Below are 19,122 nucleotides of genomic sequence, written 5' to 3' on the forward strand. Positions count from 1 at the left end.
TGCCCGCCCTTCGCACATGCGAAAAGAGTTTGCAGGTGCGGCGAATCTTGCCTAAGCTCTTGCTTCGCTGGCGGGTAACGTTCCGCCAACAGGGAAGCCATAAGGCAGAATTAAACAGATACCGGAAAAGACATTATGAAGGTTTTGGTCGCCGTCAAACGGGTGGTTGACTACAACGTCAAAATTCGCGTCAAAACGGATGGGACGGGTGTGGAAACTGCGGGCGTAAAAATGTCCATGAACCCCTTCGACGAAATTGCCGTTGAAGAAGCCGTCCGCCTCAAAGAAGCGGGTGGCGTTGAAGAAATTATCGTTGTCTCTTTGGGCGTTGCCCAAGCCCAAGAAACCATCCGCACCGCCTTGGCGATGGGTGGCGACAAGGGCATTCATGTCGAAACGGACCAAGTCTTGGAACCGTTGGCGGTGGCGAAGCTGCTCAAAGCGATTGTGGATAAAGAACAGCCCGATTTGATCGTGTTGGGCAAGCAAGCCATTGACGACGACAGCAACCAGACCGGCCAAATGCTGGCCGCGCTTTTGGGCTGGCCGCAGGGCACGTTTGCTTCCAAACTTGAGCTCACAGACGGCAAAGCCAACGTGACGCGCGAAATTGACGGCGGCCTGGAAACGCTGAGCCTCAATATGCCGGCCGTTGTGACCACCGATTTGCGCCTCAACATGCCGCGCTATGCGTCGCTGCCCAACATCATGAAGGCGAAGAAAAAGGTGATTGAAAAGCTCACCCCCGACGAACTGGGCGTGGACATCAGCCCGCGTCTGACCACGCTGGGCGTCGAGCAACCCGCAACCCGTCAGGCCGGCATCATCGTCGCCGACGTGACAGAGCTGATTGATAAACTCAAGAACGAGGCAAAGGTGATCTGATGAACGTTTTGGTCCTTGCCGAACACGACAATACGCTGCTGAAAGCACAAACGCTGAACACCATCACGGCGGCCAAGCAATTGGGCGACGTCACGGTTTTGGTTGTTGGACACGGTTGCCAAGCCGCCGCCCAGGCCTGCGCCCAGGTCGAAGGGGTCAGCAAAGTTTTGTTGGCCGACGCCCCTGTGTACGAACACACCTTGGCGGAAACCTGGACGCCCCTATTGGTCAAGTTGGCCGAAACGCACGGCGTCATTATGGCTCCGGCCACCACCACGGGCAAAAACGTTTTGCCCCGCGTTGCTGCCCTTTTGGACGTGCAGCAAATTTCCGACATAACCAAAGTCATCGATGCCGACACGTTCAAGCGCCCCATCTATGCGGGCAACGCCATCGCTACGGTCAAAAGCGGGGACGCCGTCAAAGTCATTACGGTGCGCACTACGGCTTTCGAAGCCGCGCCGGCGCTCGGCGGTTCGGCCCCCATCGAAACGGTGGATGCCGTCGATGTTCCAACCATTTCAGCTTTTGTCAGCGCCGACTTGACCCAATCGGCCCGCCCTGAATTGACCGCCGCGTCGGTGATCATTTCCGGCGGACGCGGCATGGCGTCCGGTGAAAACTTCCATCTGCTGGAAGCGGTTGCCGATAAGCTGGGTGCCGCTGTTGGCGCATCGCGCGCCGCAGTGGATTCGGGCTTTGTGCCCAACGATTACCAAGTCGGTCAAACGGGCAAAGTCGTTGCCCCTGATCTGTACATCGCCGTGGGGATTTCCGGTGCCATTCAGCATTTGGCGGGAATGAAAGACAGCAAGATCATCGTTGCCATTAACAAAGATGAAGAGGCCCCGATTTTCCAGGTTGCCGACTACGGCTTGGTTGCTGATTTGTTTGATGTCTTGCCGGAACTCTCTGAAAAGCTCTAGGCGATCAGCACGGGCGATTATATATAGGGAAGAAGCGGGCCTACGCCGTAGGCACGTTGCATTGAAACGAGGAACGATATGTCTGTGGAAAACATCAAGAAGATTGGCGTGATCGGTGCAGGGCAAATGGGCCGCGGCATTGCGCATGTCGCCGCCCTTGCCGGATATGATGTGCACCTGATGGATGCCAACGCCGATGCGGTTGCCGTGGCGCTCGATACCATCAAAAGCTACATGGATCGCCAAGTTGAAAAGGGCAAAGCCACCCAAGCCGATGTCACCGCTGCATTGCCGCGCATCACCGTCAGTTCAGACATGTCGGGTTTCTCCGACGCGGACTTGGTCATCGAAGCCGCCACCGAAGACGAAACCGTCAAAAAAGCGATCCTCAGCGAATTGTGTCCGGTGTTGAAACCCGAAGCGATCATTGCGTCCAATACGTCATCGATCTCCATCACCCGTCTGGCGGCCAAAACCGACCGCCCCAGCCAGTTTGTCGGCATGCACTTCATGAACCCGGTTCCGGCCATGGAATTGGTGGAAATGATCCGCGGCATCGCCACCGGCGAAGAAACCTTCAAAACGGTTTCCGCGCTGGCGCTCAAGATGGGCAAAACCCCGGTTCCGGCAGAAGATTTCCCGGCGTTTATCGTCAACCGCATGCTGATTCCGATGATCAACGAAGCGGTCTATACCCTGTACGAAGGCGTCGGCACCGTCGCCGCCATCGATAACGCCATGCGCATGGGTGCTCATCACCCCATGGGCCCGCTGCAACTGGCCGACTTCATCGGTTTGGACACCTGCTTGGCGGTGATGAATGTCTTGCATGAAGGCTTGGCCGATTCCAAATATCGCCCTTGCCCGCTGTTGGTGAAGTACGTCGAAGCCGGATGGCTGGGCAAAAAAACCAACAAGGGTTTTTACGACTATTCCGGCGCCGAGCCCGTGCCGACCCGCTAAGGCCGCTTCGCTCTTTATTCCATAAGCCGCCCCACCCGGGCGGCTTATTGGTTTTGGACTCTTAAACTCACATGTCTGACCTCACCCTGCTGGGCGTTTTCATTCCGACGTTTTTCTTCGTCTCCATCACCCCGGGGCTGTGCATGACGCTGGCCTTGACCCTGGGCATGACCATTGGTGTGCGCAAAGCTTTGTGGATGATGAGCGGCGAACTGTTGGGCGTGGGCACCGTGGCGGCGGCAGCTGTGTTAGGCGTTGCGGCATTGGTGACGCAATACCCTGAGGCGTTCTTGGTGTTGCGCTTTGGCGGCGGCGCATATTTGGCCTTTTTGGGCGTTCAGTTGTGGCTGTCCAGAGGAAAAGTCGCGCTCCGCATTGGGGAGGAAGACTTGCCCCAACCCCACCCTTTGAGCCTCGCCACCCAAGGGTTTATTACGGCCATCTCCAACCCCAAGGCGTGGGCCTTTATGGTCGCGCTGTTGCCACCCTTCGTGAACCTGCAAGACCCCATCGTCCCCCAATTGGTCGTGTTGATCGCGATCATCTTGGTGTTGGAATTCATCTGTTTGATGATTTACGCCACCGGAGGCAGGTCCTTGCGCAAGCTTTTGCAAAATTCAGGAAACGTGCGCATCCTCAACCGCATCGCAGGCATCCTCATGATCAGCGTGGGCATCTGGCTGGCGTTTTTGTAGACCGCTGGGTCTTTTTTTTCCGCTCCACCACTGCAATATTTTTGAAACGCTAGCGACTAAGAACTTTCATGGCTCCGTCATGCGGGTATCACGCAAATCGCCCACCCTTACGGTCAGATTTAGGAAAGAACCGTAAAAGGATGTGGCGCTGTGAAGCCTCTGATCGTAAATAACCTAGAAATTCGCCTGGCTGAGACGGACCGTGAAGTCGATGCCTCTTTGGCCCTTCGTTATCGCATCTTCTATGAAGAAATGGGCGCAAAAGCTACGCCTCGCGTGCTTGCGACCGAACGCGATTTTGACCCCTATGATGAATTTTGCGACCACTTGTTGGTGATTGATCGTGACCGCGGTTCTGCGGCACATCCCTGTGTGGTCGGCACCTATCGATTGCTCCGCGGCGAAGTCGCCGACGACTATGCGGGCTTTTATTCGGAAAGCGAATTTGAATTGGGACCGTTGATTTATCGCTCCGGCCAAGTTCTGGAATTGGGCCGCAGCTGTATCGACAGCAACTATCGCTCACGCGGCACCATGCAGTTGTTGTGGCGCGGCATTGCGGATTATGTTTTTGCCCATTCCATTCGCTATATGTTCGGCTGCGCGTCCATTCCCGGCATCAATCCCAGCGACATGAAGCTGCCTTTGTCGTACCTCTATCACCACCACTTGGCGCCGCGCCCCATTCGCACCCATGCTTTGGAAGAGCGTTTTGTCGACATGAACATGATGGCCAAAGACACCATCGATGTGGGCCAAGCGTTGCGCGAATTGCCCCCATTGATCAAAGGCTATCTGCGGGTTGGCGGCGTGGTCGGCGACGGTGCCGTGATCGATTATGATTTTAACACCGTCGACGTAAACATCATCGTCGAAACCGAAAACGTCACCGCCAAGTACTTGAACCATTACACCCGCGACAACGACAAAGCGGCTGTTCAAGAAATCGACAAAGTGGCCGCTCAAGGCACCGCCGCATGACGTTTTCCGTCCTGCGTGCGGGACTGAACGTCTTTTTGTTTTTGGTGCTCATAGGGCTGTTGTTAGGACCGTACGTCTTAATGATCGCTTTGGCACCGCACAAACGTCACAAGATTGCGCAGTTGTTTTTCAAAGGCTGTGTTGCGCTCACCGGGTTGCGACTGGTCGTCACTGGTGCACCCAGCGAGCGCACGGTTATGTTTGCGTCCAATCATGCATCTTACCTGGACATCATCGTGTTGGGGGCCGTCATTCCCGGCGGCGTGTTTGTGGCCAAAAGCGAAGTCGCCGACTGGCCCTTGTTCGGGTTTCTGGCACGCCTTTCCAGAACCATTTTCATCAGCCGCAATGGCCAAGACGCCGCCCTTCAGCGCACCGTATTGGCCGCGCGCATGAATAAGGGGCATGCTTTGGTGCTGTTCCCCGAAGGGACCTCAACCAACGGCGCCTCCATCAAGCGGTTTAAAAGCACTTTGTTTGCCGCCTTGGACGACGTCAATGCCCAGCCCTGGGTGCAGCCGGTCAGCCTTGTGTACGCCCGCCATGTGAATGGCCCGCAGCTCAGCCCCGGTCCCTTGCTCAGCCAAAGTGAGCGTGAACAGTTCACCTGGTTCGGCGATATGACCCTGGCCCCCCATCTGCTGAACGTTTTTGGTTCCCGCGGTTGTGAGGTGGAGGTCACATTTCACCAGCCCCTGAATGCGGTCCAGTTTGATGACCGTAAAATGATCGCCAAAGCCTGTGAAGAAGCCGTTGGCGGGCATCTCAACGATACCCTTGGCCCCATTACGCTTGATTTAAATGTTGCGGCAAACGATACAGAGTCGTTTACAAGCCTCGGACAGACAGCCCCCGCAATCGGGGCCGAATAGAGCAACGTCTTATGATTCGCGAATTTGATCTTCCGTGAGCGCCTCGGCGTAATCCATGGTCACGCCGGCTTCTTTGAACATGCGCTCGGAAAACTTGCCCTTTTCGTCCCAGCGAGCCTGAAAATCGTCATCCGATACCGAGGCGCGGTCCACCACCACATGCTTGATGCCCACCTGCAAGATGGCGCGGGCGCAATCGGGGCACGGCACGTGGGTGACATAGATGGTGTTGTTCAACAACGTCTGACCCGTGCGGGTGGCGTTGTAGATGGCGTTGCGCTCGGCGTGTTCTGTCCAGTCGTACTTGTCGGGGCGTTCATGGCGTTCCGCCGCATCGTCATCAATGCCACGGGGGAAACCGTTGTAGCCATATGAGCTGGGGGTTTTGTCTTCGGCCACAATTACCGCGCCGACGCACGTTGAGCGGTCTTTGGACCAAGACGCGATTTCGCGCGCCAGACGAATAAAGCGGGAATCCCATTTTAGCGACATGGCGACCTCTCAAGACTGAACAAAACGTCCATCATTACTAGGGTAACTGGATTGCTCAACGCAAGGGGGATCGGCCTGGGTAAATGAATTTTTAGTCTTCGGGGCCGTGTTCGAGTGCGACCTGGAACTGTGATGACCCCGAAGACCTGGGAGTTGCCCCCCAATTGGTTTAATTCAACTCGGCGCGGAGCCGTTCACGAAAGGCATCGATACACACCAATTGGCCTTTTTGCTCTACATGCCAGAACTGCCAGCCGTTACAGCTGGGGGCCTTTTGAACGAAGGCCCCGGTTTGGTGGATGGAGCCTTTAAAATCCGCCGTCACCAAGGTGCCATCGGCGCGAACCTTGGCCGAATAGCGCCGCCGCCCGTCATACAACACGTCGCCGGGCTTGAGCATACCGCGTTCAACCACACTGCCGAACGGAATGCGCGGGGCCGATCGTTTGCTTTCGGTGCGCAGCAACTCCAGGTCTTCAATCGGTTTGACGCGCAGGATGCGTCGCTCGGCCATCTCGGCATAATCTTTGTCTTGATCCAAGCCAATCCAGTTGCGGCCCAGTTTTTTGGCCACCGCCCCGGTGGTTCCGGTACCGAAAAACGGGTCCAAAATCACGTCGCCCGGTTGGGTGGAGCTCAGCACCACACGGTACAACAAGCTTTCCGGCTTTTGCGTGGGGTGGGCTTTGACGCCGTCTTTTTTCAGCCGTTCTCCGCCCGAACAAATCGGCAGCGTCCAATCGGAACGCATTTGCAAATCATCGTTCAGGGATTTCATGGCTTCGTAATTAAAGCGGTAGCGCGCGTCTTTGTCCTTGGCCACCCAGATCATCGTTTCATGGGCATTGGTAAAGCGCCGACCGCGAAAGTTGGGCATCGGGTTGGTTTTGCGCCAAATCACGTCGTTGAGCATCCAAAAGCCCAAGTCCTGCAAAATCGAACCAACCCGGAAAATATTGTGATAGCTGCCAATCACCCACATGGTGCCGTCGGGCTTCAACAACCGCCGCGCGGCTTTCAGCCAGCGTTTGGAAAACTCATCATAGGCCTGAAAACTTTCAAATTGATCCCAGTCGTCGTCAACCGCATCCACCTTCGTATTGTTGGGACGATGTAAATCGCCCTTCAATTGAAGGTTATAGGGCGGGTCGGCGAAGATCATATCGACTGAGCCTTCGGGAAGGCTTTCCATGGTTTCGATACAGTCACCAAGCAGGACCTTATTGAGCGGCAAATCTGAATGTTTCATGGAGGCAAGATGACGGATACGGGAATCGCCGTCAAGGAATTTAATGGAATCAATATGTTACAGCAGACTCTTAGAGCTATATGTTGAGTCTCAGGATTCCTCGAGACTCAATATCTTGCGAATTGGGGCAAAACTTTTTCGGTGCTGGGGGGTCACGCCAAGGGCTTTCAGGCCCTCTTGATGGGCTTTGGTGCCGTACCCGGCATTGGCCGACCAGCCATATCCGGGATACGTCCGGTCCAAATCCGCCATCATCCGGTCACGGCTGACTTTGGCGACGATGGACGCCGCCGCAATTGACAGGGATCTGCCATCGCCCTTCACAATGGCCTCGGCCGGACAGGGCAAATTTTTTGGCAGCCGATTGCCGTCGATCAGCGCGAAGTCGGGCCTGACACCTAAATTCGCCACGGCCCGTTCCATCGCCAACAGGGTTGCCTGTAAAATGTTCAGCTCATCGATTTCTTCAGCGCTGGCAATGCCCAGGCCCAACACCGCATCGCTTTGTTCCAATACCGCCAGCAAGGCTTCGCGCTTTGGGGCTTTGAGCTTTTTGGAATCATCCAATCCCTTTGCCAAGGACTCAGACAAGGTCGCCGCGTTGAGGATGGCCGCCCCCGCCACCACCGGCCCGGCCCAAGGCCCACGCCCGGCTTCGTCCACGCCGACGATCAGGCCCGAATGACCAAGTTCTAGGGAAAAGTCAGGCACGGGGAACGCTCTCAATCGTGTAGGGGCAACAGGGACCCCATTGTTGACCTCAGCCGTGTCTTTGCAAGAAAAATGTCGGCGGTTATATGGCGACTTTTTGTGGGGAGCTGTTCGTATTGATCTTCATCGACACAATCATCGCAAGACCTTGGTCCGTGGCTTGAATGATTTTGGCCGCATCACGGGGTAACGGCACGCCATGTCGTTTGCACACCAAAATCATCGCCGTCAGAACAAAGGACTCATTCAAATGCAGCTCATAGGGTTTTTTGGGGTTTGAGGTCATAAAATCGACGACCAGCGTCGAGCCCCCCGCAGGCCTCGGCGTAAAATGGATTTTTTGAATCGGTGAATTCGGGACCTGTTTACCTTCCGTTTTGCAATGCGCCAACAACGCCTGTTGCAGCAGTTCATCGGAAAAAATCAGCTTACGAACGTCAAGCAACATGTGTTTTAACTCATCGAATTCAATCAAAAGGTTTAATAAATTTTTCCAATGATCGCACAAATCTCGATAAATTAAAATAAAATGAATTGATCTCCCATATCGAGAGGCCGCTGGAAGGCTTTTGTGCTCAATATACAAGCCCCCAGCTTTGCAGGAATCAAGCCATTCTTTTTGCACGCCAAATCAAATCGCCGACCCAACAACTGGGCGTGAACTCCGGTTCCCGTCATCCGTGCATTGAAATCAGACACATAAAGCTGCCCGCCCCGCGATTGACGGAGCAAGCTCATCACCCGCTTGGCTTTATGGGGAACGTGGGTCTGCAACCATTCCCTAAACAGGTCTTTGACCTCCCGCGGCAAGCGCAGCAATATGTACTTTGCACCGCTGGCCCCGGCTTTGGCACTGGCCGCCAAAATGGCTTCCAATTCATGATCGTTGAGCGTCGGCACCAGGGGGGCAGCCAACACCGTCACCGGAACCCCCGCTTCGGCTAAAATGCGCATGGCATCCAAGCGCCGCGCCGGTGTTGCGGCACGGGGTTCCAGCGTGCGCGCTAGCTCCCCGTCCAAGGTACACAAGGATATGCCCACGGACACCAGATTGTCCTTGGCCATATCTGCCAAGATATCCACATCGCGGGTGATTGCATGCGATTTGGTGACGATCATGACCGGGTGGCGAAAGCGATGCAGCACTTCAAGCAAATCGCGCGTCACACGATGTTCACGTTCTAGGGGTTGATAGGGATCGGTGTTCGCCCCAAGCATAACCGGAGCAGGTTTATAGGACGGCTTTCGCAGTTCCGCTTCCAACACCTGGGCAAGATCTTTTTTAACGAACAACTTGCTTTCAAAATCGAGCCCCGGCGACAGGTTCATGTAGGCATGAGACGGGCGGGCGTAGCAATACACGCAACCGTGCTCACAGCCCCGATAGGGATTGAGAGACCGATCAAAGGCAATGTCGGGAGAGCTGTTGCGGGTCAGGGCGGACTTTGCCCGCTCCACCGTCACTTCGGTTCTGAGCTTCGGCAGGGCTTGGTCATCTTCGCCCAGATGCCAACCGTCATCGACCGCGTGTCGGGCCAACGGTTCGAACCGTCCGGCCGCATTTGACACCGCGCCCCGGCCTTTTTTGGGCAGCACCTGATCTCTCAAAGCAAAAGCATCAACCATCCTTCCACCTTACACAACGAGCGAGAACAATTCAAGAACACATAAGGCGCTTTGGTGACGGTGAAGACGTGGTAATCTCCGTTCATGTTGAGCATCATCATCCCCACCTTGAACGCCGAAGCGACTGTAGACCGGACGCTTCAAAGCCTTCGTGCGTCAAGTACCCTCATCAACGAAGTGCTGGTCATCGATGGGGGCTCAACGGACGACACGGCGCGGATCGCCACCCAGCACGACACAAAGCTGATCGTTTGCACCCCCGGACGCGGCCGTCAACTGGCCCGGGGTGCGGCTGAGGCCCAAAGTCCGTGGATGCTGTTTTTGCATGCCGATAGCATTTTGCCCAAAGGGTGGGAGGCGATTGTGAACCGCTTCACTGCCCCCGAACGCCACCAACAGCTGGCCGCCTATTTTCGCCTCGACTTCGATACGCACAGTGGCGGCGCAAAACGGGTCGCCCTGTTGGCCAACTGGCGGGCCCAGGCGCTGAACTTGCCGTATGGCGATCAAGGCCTGCTGATCCACCGAAGCCTTTACGACGAGGTCGGCGGATATGTGCCTGAGCAAGCGATTATGGAAGACGTCGACTTGGTGCGGCGCATCGGCCCAATGCGCTTAAGGCGCCTCAACGCCACCCTGCAGACCTCAGCCCAGCGCTACCAAACGGGCGGCTGGTGGGCACGACCGTTGCGCAACCTGACGTGCCTGGGTCTTTATCTGCTGGGTGCGTCCCAATCCATATTGCTGAGACTGTATCGATGAATCATTTGCCCCAACATCTGGTGCTGATGAGCAAAGCGCCACGCATCGGGCGGACGAAATCGCGCTTGGCCAAAGACATCGGCTGGGCCCGCGCCTGGGCCTTTCACCGCACGTTGCTGTTTGCCACGGCGCGAAAATTGCGTGACCCGCGTTGGCAAGGCTGGTTGAGTGTAACGCCGGACGTTGCGGTACATGATTCGCGGCAATTCCCCCCCGGCTGGACGCTCATCGGCCAAGGCCCGGGGGATTTGGGGGACCGCATGCTGCGCCCTTGGTTGACGTTGCCCCCCGGTCCGGTGGTGATCGCTGGCTCAGACATTCCGGCCATAACGCCTGCCCACATTGCGGCGGCGTTTCAAGCCTTGGGCGCAAACGATTTGGTGTTTGGTCCGGCCACCGACGGCGGCTATTGGCTTGTCGGGGCCAAGCGTCGCCCGTGCCTCCTCAACCCCTTTCAAGGGGTTCAGTGGTCCACCGCCCAAGCGCTTTCAGACACCCTCGCGCGGGTGCCGAAAGGGTACAAAGTCGCTTTCATCGAAAGCCTCAGCGATGTGGATGATGGGGCTGATTTTAGCGCTAAACCAAGTGCTCTTTAAGACGCGGCATCAGTTCAACCATGTTGCAGGGCCGCGTGCGGGCGTCCAACTGGTGGACCAAGATGTCATCCCAAGCGTCTTTGCAGGCCCCCGTCGAACCGGGCAGGGCAAACAGATATGTGCCATTGGCCAGCCCCGCCGTGGCGCGCGATTGAATGGTCGAGGTTTTGATTTTTTGATATCCGATCCAGCGAAACAATTCGCCAAAGCCGGGAATTTCTTTTTCACACACCTGAGCAAAAGCTTCAGGGGTCACGTCGCGCCCCGTCAACCCGGTGCCACCGGTGGCGATCACCACGTCGATGGTGTCGTCGTTGATCCAGGCGGTCAGCTGTTCGACCAGTTTCGGCACTTCGTCTTTGATGATTTCACGCGCCGCGACAATATGATTGGCCGCTTCGATGCGCGCCACCAAAGTGTCACCGGACTTATCGTTTTCCAATTTGCGGGTATCTGAAACCGTCAAGACGGCAATGCGCACCGGCAGAAATTCACGTTCACCTTCGATTTGAGACATTTTCGGCAACCTGTTCTGGTGCCCCAGCCCCAGAGGGGTCAAGGGCTGAATAACTGGGCCAAACACCGGACGCAATGGCATCCAAAGACGGTGCGGGTTGACCCAAACGATTGCGATAGACCCATAAATTGGTCAGCACGCGTTCAATGAAAATACGGGTTTCGCGCGACGGCAGGCTTTCGATGAAAAACAACGCATCGTCCATGTCGTTGACGCGCCGACGCCACTTGTTGAGATTGCCAGGCCCGCCATTCCAGGCCGCCGCCATCAAAAACAAATCACCCTGAATTTTGTTGTCGTTGAGCAAAATGGAAATGTATTTCTGCCCTAGGGCAAGATTGAATTCGGGATCAAAAAGCTGTGCTCTTTTGTTCCAGCGCAAGGTTCGGTCACGGGCCACAAAGCTGGCGGTTCCGGGCATCAATTGCATCAAACCGCGCGCACCGGCACCGGACTGGGCATTGGGATTAAAGCGCGATTCTTGGCGCACCAGGGCGTAAATCAACGCCGGGTCCACCGTAAAGCCGCCGTCCGGTTGCCACGCGGGCAAGGGGTAAGAGGCCCCGTCAAAGCCGCCGCCATCGGGGTAAAGCATGGCGTCCAAGCGCATGGTCAATTCCGCCATGCCCGTGTGCGCGGCAATGGACAGCATGCCCTGGGCCATTTCTTTGGGTGCCAAGCGGGCGGTTTGGCGCATTTCTTTTTCGGCCAATTCGCTTTCGCCAACTTGTACCAAGGCCAACGCCCGGCGTCCGCCGCCGTTTGCCAGCAAGGCTTGAACTTCGTCCCCATTCATGGGCGGCATTTGCCAGTTGAATTCCGGCTCGCGGCCCAAAAGTTTATTGGCCAGCATGCCGTAGAATGTGCGCGGATGTTTGGCAGCTTCTTCCAACAAGGGCATAACTTTTTCGGGGTGGCGCGCGATCAAATTGGCCCGCGCGGCCCAAAAGGCAGAGGCCGAATGCGTCCAAGAAGACGCATCGTACTTGGCCGACAGTTCAAAATGTTCGGCGGATTTCTCCACATCGCCCAGACGCCAATAAGCCAGACCCGCAATCCAGTGTGCGCTGGGCAAATACTTTCCGGACTTGGCCGCGGATTTTTCCGCCCACTTGACCGCCCAATCGTCGCGCCCGTCCATAAAATAGCCTTTGGCCAAACTGGCCCTTGCCCAATCCATATTGTAGTCATCGAACAATTTTTGAGCTTCGCCCGATTCAATCAACTGCTTGGCAGACAGGGTGTGGCCTTTGCGCATGTAGCTTTTCAGCATGACCTTTAAGGTCGCGACCCGGCGACGCTGCGTACGGGTCAAGTGCTTGCGTGTGGGCTGGTCGACGTCTTCTTGGCTATTGGAGGCCTTGTTATATAAGGCCCGCCCCACCTGTGGCTTTGTGGGAAATTTATAGCCTGCCGGACGGCGCTTCAGGGCCAGTTGATAAATCTGCTTGGCGTAAAAGTGGTCGTTGTAGGTGTCCAGCCAGGATTTCAATTCTTTGTATTTGGAGCGGTATTTGGTCGGGTGCAAATAGCGTTGCGCCAGCACGTGCCCCATCAACAGGCGATCAGATAGCTGCTTGATTTCCCGGTCGGCTTTGCCCCAGTCGCCCTTTTCTTGCAAGGCGAAAATTTTCCGGTAGCGCGCCGTGTCCTCCGCGTTCAATACGCTGGGCAAATCGAGTTGCGCCACCTGTTGAACGGTGGCCGGGCTCGCGTCTTCGCCGACATCTTGGGCCGCATCTTGAGCGTGAACCAAAGATGGCACAACCGACATCAAAACCCAAACGGATGCGGCCATGCTCAAGGCACGAAAAAATGGCTTTACCGACATAATGATTTAAACAACTCCGCCCAATTCCCAGCCTGATGAATCCGCACTGAGTATCCACCCAAAATATTGACAAATCTTATACGTCATAGGACCAGATATAGCAATCCTGCCCCAAAGGGGTCTCTGCGTTTCAAGCCTGGGGGAAATTAAGCGTGCTCAGCCAATTTGGCCTTGATCGCAATCAGGTCCAACCACGTTTGACGCTTATGTGCCGGCGTGCTCAGCAAATTCAGCGGATGGTAAATGGCGGTGGCAGCGATGGGGTGCGACATCTGCGGCGTTTCATAGGTGAACCATTGCCCCCGCAGCCGCGATATGCTGCCGGGATGGGCCAACAGGGAATGCGTGGCCGGCCCGCCCACCGTAATCAAAACGACGGGATCGATGATTTCGATCATGCGCTCCACAAACGGCAGACACACCGAAATCTCACCTGCGTTGGGGCTGCGGTTGCCGGGCGGACGCCAAAACACCGTGTTCGATAAAAACACGTTGGTACGATCCAAGCCAATGGATGCCAACATTTTGTCCAGCAATTGGCCACTTGCACCGACAAACGGCACACCTTGGCGGTCTTCATCAGCCCCCGGCGCTTCGCCGATCAGGACGATGCGGGCCGCCGGATTGCCATCGCCAAACACCAGATTCGTTGCGTTTTTCTTCAATCCACAGCCGTCAAAAGTTTCCAAGGCGGCACGCAACTGGTCCAGGTTTTTGGCCGCTGCCGCACGCTCGACGGCCTCTTTCATCGCCTTTTGCACGTCAACCATGTCCGCAGGACGAACCGGAACCGGGACCGAACCGATCCGTCCCGGGCTTGGAGACGACATCGGCGTGGCAACGTGAGAGGTGTCATGGGCGGTTTGGGCTTCTTTCAGCATCGCTTCTGCGGCCAGGGCGCGCTCGGCCTGAGCTTCTTGCAGCAAGGCATAGCGATCCAAGGGCTGCTCGCCCATGGCCTCATCAACCCCGGCGTCGAGATACCATTTCAGGACCTCGGCGGGATGCAGCGCGGTGTCTTCAAACCTGTACATAACCGCCACCATACCATCGCCACCGCACAAGGGAAGTCTTGCTGCATTGCAAAAAGATGATTTCGCAGTTGCAGCAATTCAAATCCTGGGGTTTAATTTGGCCAAGGCCCCTTAAAATACCAAAACAGAAAACGGGGCCACCAGAAAACAGGGTAAAACAGGAGCACAGCGGATGGAACGTGAAGCCATGGAATTCGACGTCGTTGTCGTGGGCGGCGGACCGGCAGGTCTGACGGCGGCCATTCGCGTCAAACAGCAAGCCCAAGCGGCGGGCAAAGAGATTTCGGTGTGCGTGCTGGAAAAGGGCTCGGAAATCGGCGCCCACATTTTATCGGGTGCCGTCATTGACCCCATTGCCCTAACCGAACTGTTTCCCGATTGGAAGGACCTGGGCGCGCCGTTGAACACGCCCGTGGTTGATGACCAGTTTTTGTTCATGACGGCGACGTCCGCATTCAAATTGCCGACCCCTCCGCAAATGCACAACTCCGGCAACTTCGTTGCGTCCTTGGGGGAACTGACGCGCTGGCTGGGCGGCCAGGCCGAAGCGTTGGAGATCGAAGTCTTTGCCGGATTCGCCGCTGCGGAAATTCTGTTTGCAGACGACGGCCCGGGGAATAGGCGGGTCAAAGGCGTCGCCACCGGCGATATGGGCCGCACGCAGGCGGGCGAAGAAGGCCCGAATTTTGAACCCGGTGTTGAGTTGCACGCCACCTACACCCTGTTTGCCGAGGGCTGTCGCGGCTCGCTTTCCCAGCAATTGATGGAAAAATTCAACCTGCGCGATGGCGTTCAGCCGCAAACCTACGGCGTCGGCATCAAAGAACTGTGGGAAATCAAACCCGAAAGCTTCAAGCCCGGCACCGTGATCCACACGGTCGGTTGGCCACTCACCAGCGACGTTTATGGCGGGTCGTTCCTCTATCACTTTGGCGAAAACATGGTGTCCGTCGGCTTTATCATCGGCTTGGATTACACCAACCCCTACCTGTCGCCGTTCGATGAAATGCAGCGTTTTAAGACCCATCCGAAAATCCGTCCCATTTTTGAAGGCGGGCGGCGCATTGCCTATGGCGCGCGCGCGCTCAACGAAGGCGGCTTTCAATCCATCCCCAAGCTGATTTTCCCGGGTGGTGCTTTGATCGGCGCGTCTGCGGGCTTTATGAACGTACCGCGCATCAAAGGCTCGCACACCGCCATGAAGTCGGCCATCGAATGCGCGGACGCCATCGTAAAGGTTTTTGGCGAAAACGCCCCGGCTTTGTTGGAAACGTACCCCGAACAGCTGCAAGCGTCGTGGCTGTGGGCGGAACTGAAAAAATCGCGCAACATTCGCCCGTCGTTCAAAAACGGCCTGTGGATGGGTATCGCCTATTCGGCGCTGGACACCTATTTGTTTGGCGGTCGCGCGCCGTGGACATTCAAGCACCACACCGATCACGACCAGTTAAAACCGGCCAAAAACGCCCGCAAAATCGATTACCCCAAGGCTGACGGCAAAATCACCTTCGACAAGCTGAGCTCGGTGTTTATTTCCAACACCAACCATGAAGAAGACCAGCCGTGCCACTTAAAGCTCAAAGACCAAGGCGTGCCCCTGTCTGTGAACTTGGCGCTGTACGATGGGCCGGAGCAACGGTTTTGCCCCGCGGGAGTTTATGAATTTGTCGAGGTTGAGGGGGATTCATCGGCCAAACGCCTGCAAATCAACGCCCAAAACTGCGTACATTGCAAAACCTGCGACATCAAAGACCCCAGCCAAAACATCATCTGGACCACGCCCGAAGGCAGCGGCGGGCCAAACTATCCGAATATGTAAAAATAGCTGCGAACAACAACTTCGTCTTATTGCGAGCCGGGCACGAGACAGCTACACTGCGGCCATGACAACATTGCATCGCACCCTCAAAACCATGTCTTTTGCAACCCACCTGACATGCACCGCCGTCGCCATCGGTTTCGCCGCCATCACGCTTTCTGCAGCGTCGCACGCGTACGCGGAAAACGGCTCCGCTAAACCCGAAGAAAATCTCATTGACGGCAGCGGTGAAGCAGCTTCCGGCAGTTACCTTGCCGGACGTCACGCCGAACAGGTTGGCGACAGCTTGGCGGCGTTGAATTTTTACACCGCCGCCGTGACCCGAGGGGATCTGGCCACGCCAGACCTGCAAAAGCGCATTTACATTCTGGCCCTCACCGAAGGGCGCATTGATGAAGCCCTTGAGGCATTGAACAAAATTGAAATGGCGGGTGAAGAAGCGCCGTTCGCCAATTTGCTGCGGGCCGTTCTGGCACTTAAAACCAACAACTACGCCGCTGTCGAACTGGTGTTGAAAGCGGAAAAGGTTGGCCTGATCCGCTTGCTGGCTCCGGCCCTTAACGCGTGGGCCAAGGTTGGCCAGAACGACACCAAGGGTGCGCTGGAAGCGCTTGGCGCTATGAAAGAGCAAAAAGCCCTCAATGCTTTGCATGACCTTCATGCCGCCTTGATCGAAGAGCACGCTGGCAACTCTGCGGCGGCGGAAGCCTCTTTCTTGGAGGTCTTGAAATCTGCCGGTCTGTCCATCCGTGTGGCGCAGCTTTTGGGAGGCCATTTCGAACGCTTGGACCAATACGACAAAGCCTTTGAACTGTACGAAAAGTTCAAGGATGACGGCGAAGGCGAGGCTATGCTGGTGCTCGCGCAAGGTCGTCGCAAGGCCGGCAAGCGCTTGACCCTTGACGTCGCCACCCCCCAAGACGGTGCCGCTGAGATTTTGTACAACATCGCCAGCGTGCTGCAAAAGCAAGCAAGTGACAGCCGGGTTTTGGTTTTGGCGCGCTTGGCGCTCTATCTGCGCCCCGATATGGACGGCGCCAAAGTGGTGATCGCCGCAGCGCTGGAAACCAGCCAGCGCTATGCGGACGCCAACGCCATTTATGCCAACATCCCCAAAGATTCACCGCTGAGCTGGAATGCCCGCATGCACACCGCCGACAACTTGGACCGCCTGGACCAAACCGACGCGGCTGTGAGCTTGTTGCGCACCTTGGCCCGTGAACGGCCGAACCGGGAAGCCCCCCTGATCGAATTGGGCGGTGTTTTGCGCCGTCATGAACGTTTTAAAGAAGCGGTAGAAGCCTATACGGACGCCCTGAAACGGATCGATAAAATTGAGCCCCGCCATTGGGTCGTCTATTACGCGCGCGGCGTGTCTTATGAGCAAACCGATCACTGGCCCGAAGCCGAAGCGGATTTCCTCAAAGCATTGGAATTTGATTCCGAACAGCCCACCACTTTGAACTATCTGGGCTATTTGTGGATTGATAAAGGCCAGCATCTGGATCAGGCCTTAAAAATGATTGAAAAAGCCGTCGATTTACGGCCCCGCGACGGCTACATCGTCGACAGCCTGGGCTGGGGGCTCTATCGCCTGGGTCAATTTGACATGGCCACCAAAAAACTGGAACGCGCCGTCATGCTGCGCCCCGACGACCCTGTTATCAACGATCATTTGGGCGATGCCCTGTGGAAAGTGGGCCGCACCCGCGAAGCGCGCTTTCAGTGGCAACGCGCCAAAGGCTTGGAGCCCGATGAAAAGCTCCTCAAGCTCATTGAGCAAAAACTCAAAAGTGGCCTGGACGCCGTATCCTCTCAGTAAGAGGTGAGAACCATGCCCAAATCCGAACCCGCCAGCAGCTTTGCGCCCACAACCCGCTTCACCCGCTTCGCGCAAGTCACCCGTTTCGCGCCGGCGAAGATCAACTTGTACCTGCACGTCACGGGGCGGCGCAGCGACGGCTATCATGAACTCGACAGCTTGGCCGTGTTTGCTGACATCGGCGATGTCATTACCGTCAGCGCCGTTGAAGCGGGTGCGGGCTTAAGTCTCGACATCAGCGGCCCGTTTGCCGACGCCCTTTCGCCCGATGATGACAATCTGGTGATGCGCGCCGCCCGGCTGTTGGCGGCGCACACCGGCGTTCCCGCCGACGCGCACATCCAGTTGGAAAAGAATTTACCGGTTGCATCGGGAATCGGTGGCGGATCCGCAGACGCGGCGGCGACCCTCAAAGCTTTGGTCGTGTTGTGGGATATTGAACTGTCCGACAGCGCCATTCACGGCGTTGCTCGGGACATCGCCGACACCATCGACACCGCGCGGGCCTTATCGACCCTGTTTAAAGTGTGGCGCGACGATTTGGGCTCCGACATGCTGTTCACCCTTGGCCTGCAACTGGGCGCGGATGTTCCGGTGTGCCTGGAAGGTCGCCCGGTGTACATGGGCGGTATTGGCGAGCTGCTTGAATTGGCCCCGCACCTGCCCGTAACGTGGCTGGTGCTGGTCAATCCCGGCGTCTGCGTTTCCACCCCCGCCGTTTTTCAGGCCCGCAGAGATATGACCGAAGCGCAAGAGGACACATTCTCCCCCCCTGCGCGTTTTCACCACCATCCGCTCGACGTCGCCCATTTTGCCCGCCAACTGAGCGAACGCCACAACGACTTGATGGCCCCAGCCATTGCGCTTAGCCCCACCATTGGGGACGTCTTAAACGCGCTCGAATCCTCAGAGGGCGTCCTGCTCGCCCGCATGAGCGGCTCCGGCGCCACCTGCTTCGCCTTGTTCGCCCACGAAAGCGAAGCCCAAGCCGCCGCCCAGTCTTTAGCCCAAGCCCATCCCCAATGGTGGGTCAAAGCGACACAAATGCTCGACGAACCGCTGCCAATGTAACCACAAAAAGGGCTGATTTCCGCGATAAATATGCAAAACAAAAGCCGTTTTGCACATTAGCTAAAGTTTTTCCCATTACCCGCTTGCGAACCCGGCCATTACCCCTTATTTTCCCCCCCGCACCCCTTGTGACACGTTGTCCAAAGGGGACACCACGAATGGGGCGTAGCCAAGTGGTAAGGCAGCGGCTTTTGATGCCGTGCACCGTAGGTTCGACTCCTACCGCCCCAGCCAAAATCAGCAAAAGGCTCCCGAGCGGGAGCCTTTTGT

The 19,122-nt window shown here is 56.6% G+C and carries 19 protein-coding genes and 1 tRNA gene; 12 read left to right on the forward strand and 8 right to left on the reverse strand.

What is annotated here, in order from left to right:
• Positions 1–135 precede the first annotated feature (135 nt).
• The 6 genes from BEN30_RS00435 (at position 136) to BEN30_RS00460 (ending at position 5,322) form a co-directional block, all read left to right on the forward strand.
• Positions 136–885, forward strand: a complete 750-nt coding sequence (locus BEN30_RS00435; RefSeq protein ID WP_069956365.1) for an electron transfer flavoprotein subunit beta/FixA family protein — start codon at positions 136–138, stop codon at positions 883–885.
• Positions 885–1,811: an electron transfer flavoprotein subunit alpha/FixB family protein gene (locus tag BEN30_RS00440; RefSeq protein ID WP_069956366.1), complete on the forward strand. Its 927-nt coding sequence runs from the start codon at positions 885–887 to the stop codon at positions 1,809–1,811. Before BEN30_RS00435 ends, BEN30_RS00440 begins: the two co-directional genes overlap by 1 nt.
• Positions 1,812–1,889: 78 nt before the next feature.
• On the forward strand, positions 1,890–2,774 hold the full coding sequence (locus BEN30_RS00445; RefSeq protein ID WP_069956367.1) for a 3-hydroxybutyryl-CoA dehydrogenase: 885 nt from the start codon (positions 1,890–1,892) through the stop codon (positions 2,772–2,774).
• Between the two features lie 71 nt (positions 2,775–2,845).
• Complete coding sequence (locus tag BEN30_RS00450; RefSeq protein ID WP_069956368.1) at positions 2,846–3,469, forward strand: LysE family translocator; 624 nt, start codon at positions 2,846–2,848, stop codon at positions 3,467–3,469.
• A gap of 150 nt (positions 3,470–3,619) precedes the next feature.
• Positions 3,620–4,450, forward strand: a complete 831-nt coding sequence (locus BEN30_RS00455) for a GNAT family N-acetyltransferase (RefSeq protein ID WP_069956369.1) — start codon at positions 3,620–3,622, stop codon at positions 4,448–4,450.
• The gene (locus BEN30_RS00460; protein WP_069956370.1) at positions 4,447–5,322 is read left to right on the forward strand and encodes a lysophospholipid acyltransferase family protein; all 876 of its coding nucleotides are present in this window, start codon (positions 4,447–4,449) and stop codon (positions 5,320–5,322) included. Before BEN30_RS00455 ends, BEN30_RS00460 begins: the two co-directional genes overlap by 4 nt.
• Before the next feature lie 9 nt (positions 5,323–5,331).
• Here BEN30_RS00460 and BEN30_RS00465 read toward each other — a convergent pair whose 3' ends face one another.
• The 5 genes from BEN30_RS00465 to BEN30_RS00485 all read right to left on the reverse strand — a co-directional run bounded on the left by BEN30_RS00465 (position 5,332) and on the right by BEN30_RS00485 (position 9,400).
• Complete coding sequence (locus tag BEN30_RS00465) at positions 5,332–5,814, reverse strand: deoxycytidylate deaminase (RefSeq protein ID WP_069956371.1); 483 nt, start codon at positions 5,812–5,814, stop codon at positions 5,332–5,334.
• A 169-nt stretch (positions 5,815–5,983) separates the two neighbouring features.
• Positions 5,984–7,063, reverse strand: coding sequence for a site-specific DNA-methyltransferase (locus tag BEN30_RS00470; RefSeq protein ID WP_069956372.1), 1,080 nt, complete (start codon positions 7,061–7,063; stop codon positions 5,984–5,986).
• 90 nt (positions 7,064–7,153) lie between these two features.
• Positions 7,154–7,774: a ribonuclease HII gene (locus tag BEN30_RS00475; protein WP_069956373.1), complete on the reverse strand. Its 621-nt coding sequence runs from the start codon at positions 7,772–7,774 to the stop codon at positions 7,154–7,156.
• 82 nt (positions 7,775–7,856) lie between these two features.
• A complete protein-coding gene (locus BEN30_RS00480; RefSeq protein WP_139134778.1) occupies positions 7,857–8,222 on the reverse strand; it encodes a hypothetical protein in 366 nt (121 codons plus the stop codon).
• Between the two features lie 71 nt (positions 8,223–8,293).
• Positions 8,294–9,400, reverse strand: coding sequence for a PA0069 family radical SAM protein (locus tag BEN30_RS00485; RefSeq protein ID WP_084004859.1), 1,107 nt, complete (start codon positions 9,398–9,400; stop codon positions 8,294–8,296).
• 84 nt (positions 9,401–9,484) lie between these two features.
• Here BEN30_RS00485 and BEN30_RS00490 point away from each other — a divergent pair, with 84 nt between their 5' ends.
• On the forward strand, positions 9,485–10,162 hold the full coding sequence (locus BEN30_RS00490) for a TIGR04283 family arsenosugar biosynthesis glycosyltransferase (RefSeq protein WP_069956375.1): 678 nt from the start codon (positions 9,485–9,487) through the stop codon (positions 10,160–10,162).
• Complete coding sequence (locus BEN30_RS00495; RefSeq protein WP_069956376.1) at positions 10,159–10,758, forward strand: TIGR04282 family arsenosugar biosynthesis glycosyltransferase; 600 nt, start codon at positions 10,159–10,161, stop codon at positions 10,756–10,758. Before BEN30_RS00490 ends, BEN30_RS00495 begins: the two co-directional genes overlap by 4 nt.
• Here BEN30_RS00495 and moaB read toward each other — a convergent pair.
• The 3 genes from moaB to BEN30_RS19070 all read right to left on the reverse strand — a co-directional run bounded on the left by moaB (position 10,739) and on the right by BEN30_RS19070 (position 14,140).
• Entirely contained in the window at positions 10,739–11,275 is a 537-nt protein-coding gene (moaB, locus tag BEN30_RS00500; RefSeq protein ID WP_069956377.1) for a molybdenum cofactor biosynthesis protein B, read from the reverse strand. The two genes, BEN30_RS00495 and moaB, sit on opposite strands and share 20 nt — an antisense overlap.
• Positions 11,256–13,073 carry a lytic transglycosylase domain-containing protein gene (locus tag BEN30_RS00505; RefSeq protein WP_170826913.1) on the reverse strand — a complete coding sequence of 606 codons (1,818 nt, stop codon included), beginning with the start codon at positions 13,071–13,073 and terminating at the stop codon, positions 11,256–11,258. Before BEN30_RS00505 ends, moaB begins: the two co-directional genes overlap by 20 nt.
• A 179-nt stretch (positions 13,074–13,252) precedes the next feature.
• Entirely contained in the window at positions 13,253–14,140 is an 888-nt protein-coding gene (locus BEN30_RS19070; RefSeq protein ID WP_084004875.1) for a uracil-DNA glycosylase, read from the reverse strand.
• A 172-nt stretch (positions 14,141–14,312) separates the two neighbouring features.
• Here BEN30_RS19070 and BEN30_RS00515 point away from each other — a divergent pair, with 172 nt between their 5' ends.
• The 4 genes from BEN30_RS00515 to BEN30_RS00530 all read left to right on the forward strand — a co-directional run bounded on the left by BEN30_RS00515 (position 14,313) and on the right by BEN30_RS00530 (position 19,086).
• On the forward strand, positions 14,313–15,959 hold the full coding sequence (locus BEN30_RS00515) for an electron transfer flavoprotein-ubiquinone oxidoreductase (protein WP_069956379.1): 1,647 nt from the start codon (positions 14,313–14,315) through the stop codon (positions 15,957–15,959).
• A gap of 64 nt (positions 15,960–16,023) precedes the next feature.
• Positions 16,024–17,781: a tetratricopeptide repeat protein gene (locus BEN30_RS00520; protein ID WP_069956380.1), complete on the forward strand. Its 1,758-nt coding sequence runs from the start codon at positions 16,024–16,026 to the stop codon at positions 17,779–17,781.
• A gap of 12 nt (positions 17,782–17,793) precedes the next feature.
• Positions 17,794–18,852 (forward strand): 4-(cytidine 5'-diphospho)-2-C-methyl-D-erythritol kinase, encoded by a 1,059-nt coding sequence (locus tag BEN30_RS00525; protein WP_084004860.1) that lies wholly within the window; start codon positions 17,794–17,796, stop codon positions 18,850–18,852.
• Between the two features lie 159 nt (positions 18,853–19,011).
• Positions 19,012–19,086: transfer RNA gene (locus tag BEN30_RS00530), tRNA-Gln, on the forward strand.
• The last annotated feature ends 36 nt before the right edge of the window (positions 19,087–19,122 follow it).

This window comes from Magnetovibrio blakemorei, from assembly GCF_001746755.1.
In the GTDB taxonomy this organism is placed as follows: Bacteria; Pseudomonadota; Alphaproteobacteria; order Rhodospirillales; family Magnetovibrionaceae; genus Magnetovibrio; species Magnetovibrio blakemorei.

Excerpts from the sequence above, each read along its gene's own strand:
- BEN30_RS00495 (WP_069956376.1), top strand. The coding sequence starts at position 10,159 with ATGAATCATTTGCCCCAACATCTGGTGCTGATGAGCAAAGCGCCACGC.
- BEN30_RS00435 (WP_069956365.1), top strand. The coding sequence starts at position 136 with ATGAAGGTTTTGGTCGCCGTCAAACGGGTGGTTGACTACAACGTCAAA.
- BEN30_RS00460 (WP_069956370.1), top strand. The coding sequence starts at position 4,447 with ATGACGTTTTCCGTCCTGCGTGCGGGACTGAACGTCTTTTTGTTTTTG.
- BEN30_RS00440 (WP_069956366.1), top strand. The coding sequence starts at position 885 with ATGAACGTTTTGGTCCTTGCCGAACACGACAATACGCTGCTGAAAGCA.
- BEN30_RS19070 (WP_084004875.1), bottom strand. The coding sequence starts at position 14,140 with ATGTACAGGTTTGAAGACACCGCGCTGCATCCCGCCGAGGTCCTGAAA.
- BEN30_RS00465 (WP_069956371.1), bottom strand. The coding sequence starts at position 5,814 with ATGTCGCTAAAATGGGATTCCCGCTTTATTCGTCTGGCGCGCGAAATC.
- BEN30_RS00520 (WP_069956380.1), top strand. The coding sequence starts at position 16,024 with ATGACAACATTGCATCGCACCCTCAAAACCATGTCTTTTGCAACCCAC.
- BEN30_RS00450 (WP_069956368.1), top strand. The coding sequence starts at position 2,846 with ATGTCTGACCTCACCCTGCTGGGCGTTTTCATTCCGACGTTTTTCTTC.
- BEN30_RS00480 (WP_139134778.1), bottom strand. The coding sequence starts at position 8,222 with ATGTTGCTTGACGTTCGTAAGCTGATTTTTTCCGATGAACTGCTGCAA.
- moaB (WP_069956377.1), bottom strand. The coding sequence starts at position 11,275 with ATGTCTCAAATCGAAGGTGAACGTGAATTTCTGCCGGTGCGCATTGCC.
- BEN30_RS00490 (WP_069956375.1), top strand. The coding sequence starts at position 9,485 with ATGTTGAGCATCATCATCCCCACCTTGAACGCCGAAGCGACTGTAGAC.
- BEN30_RS00485 (WP_084004859.1), bottom strand. The coding sequence starts at position 9,400 with ATGGTTGATGCTTTTGCTTTGAGAGATCAGGTGCTGCCCAAAAAAGGC.
- BEN30_RS00445 (WP_069956367.1), top strand. The coding sequence starts at position 1,890 with ATGTCTGTGGAAAACATCAAGAAGATTGGCGTGATCGGTGCAGGGCAA.
- BEN30_RS00515 (WP_069956379.1), top strand. The coding sequence starts at position 14,313 with ATGGAACGTGAAGCCATGGAATTCGACGTCGTTGTCGTGGGCGGCGGA.
- BEN30_RS00470 (WP_069956372.1), bottom strand. The coding sequence starts at position 7,063 with ATGAAACATTCAGATTTGCCGCTCAATAAGGTCCTGCTTGGTGACTGT.
- BEN30_RS00525 (WP_084004860.1), top strand. The coding sequence starts at position 17,794 with ATGCCCAAATCCGAACCCGCCAGCAGCTTTGCGCCCACAACCCGCTTC.
- BEN30_RS00505 (WP_170826913.1), bottom strand. The coding sequence starts at position 13,073 with ATGGCCGCATCCGTTTGGGTTTTGATGTCGGTTGTGCCATCTTTGGTT.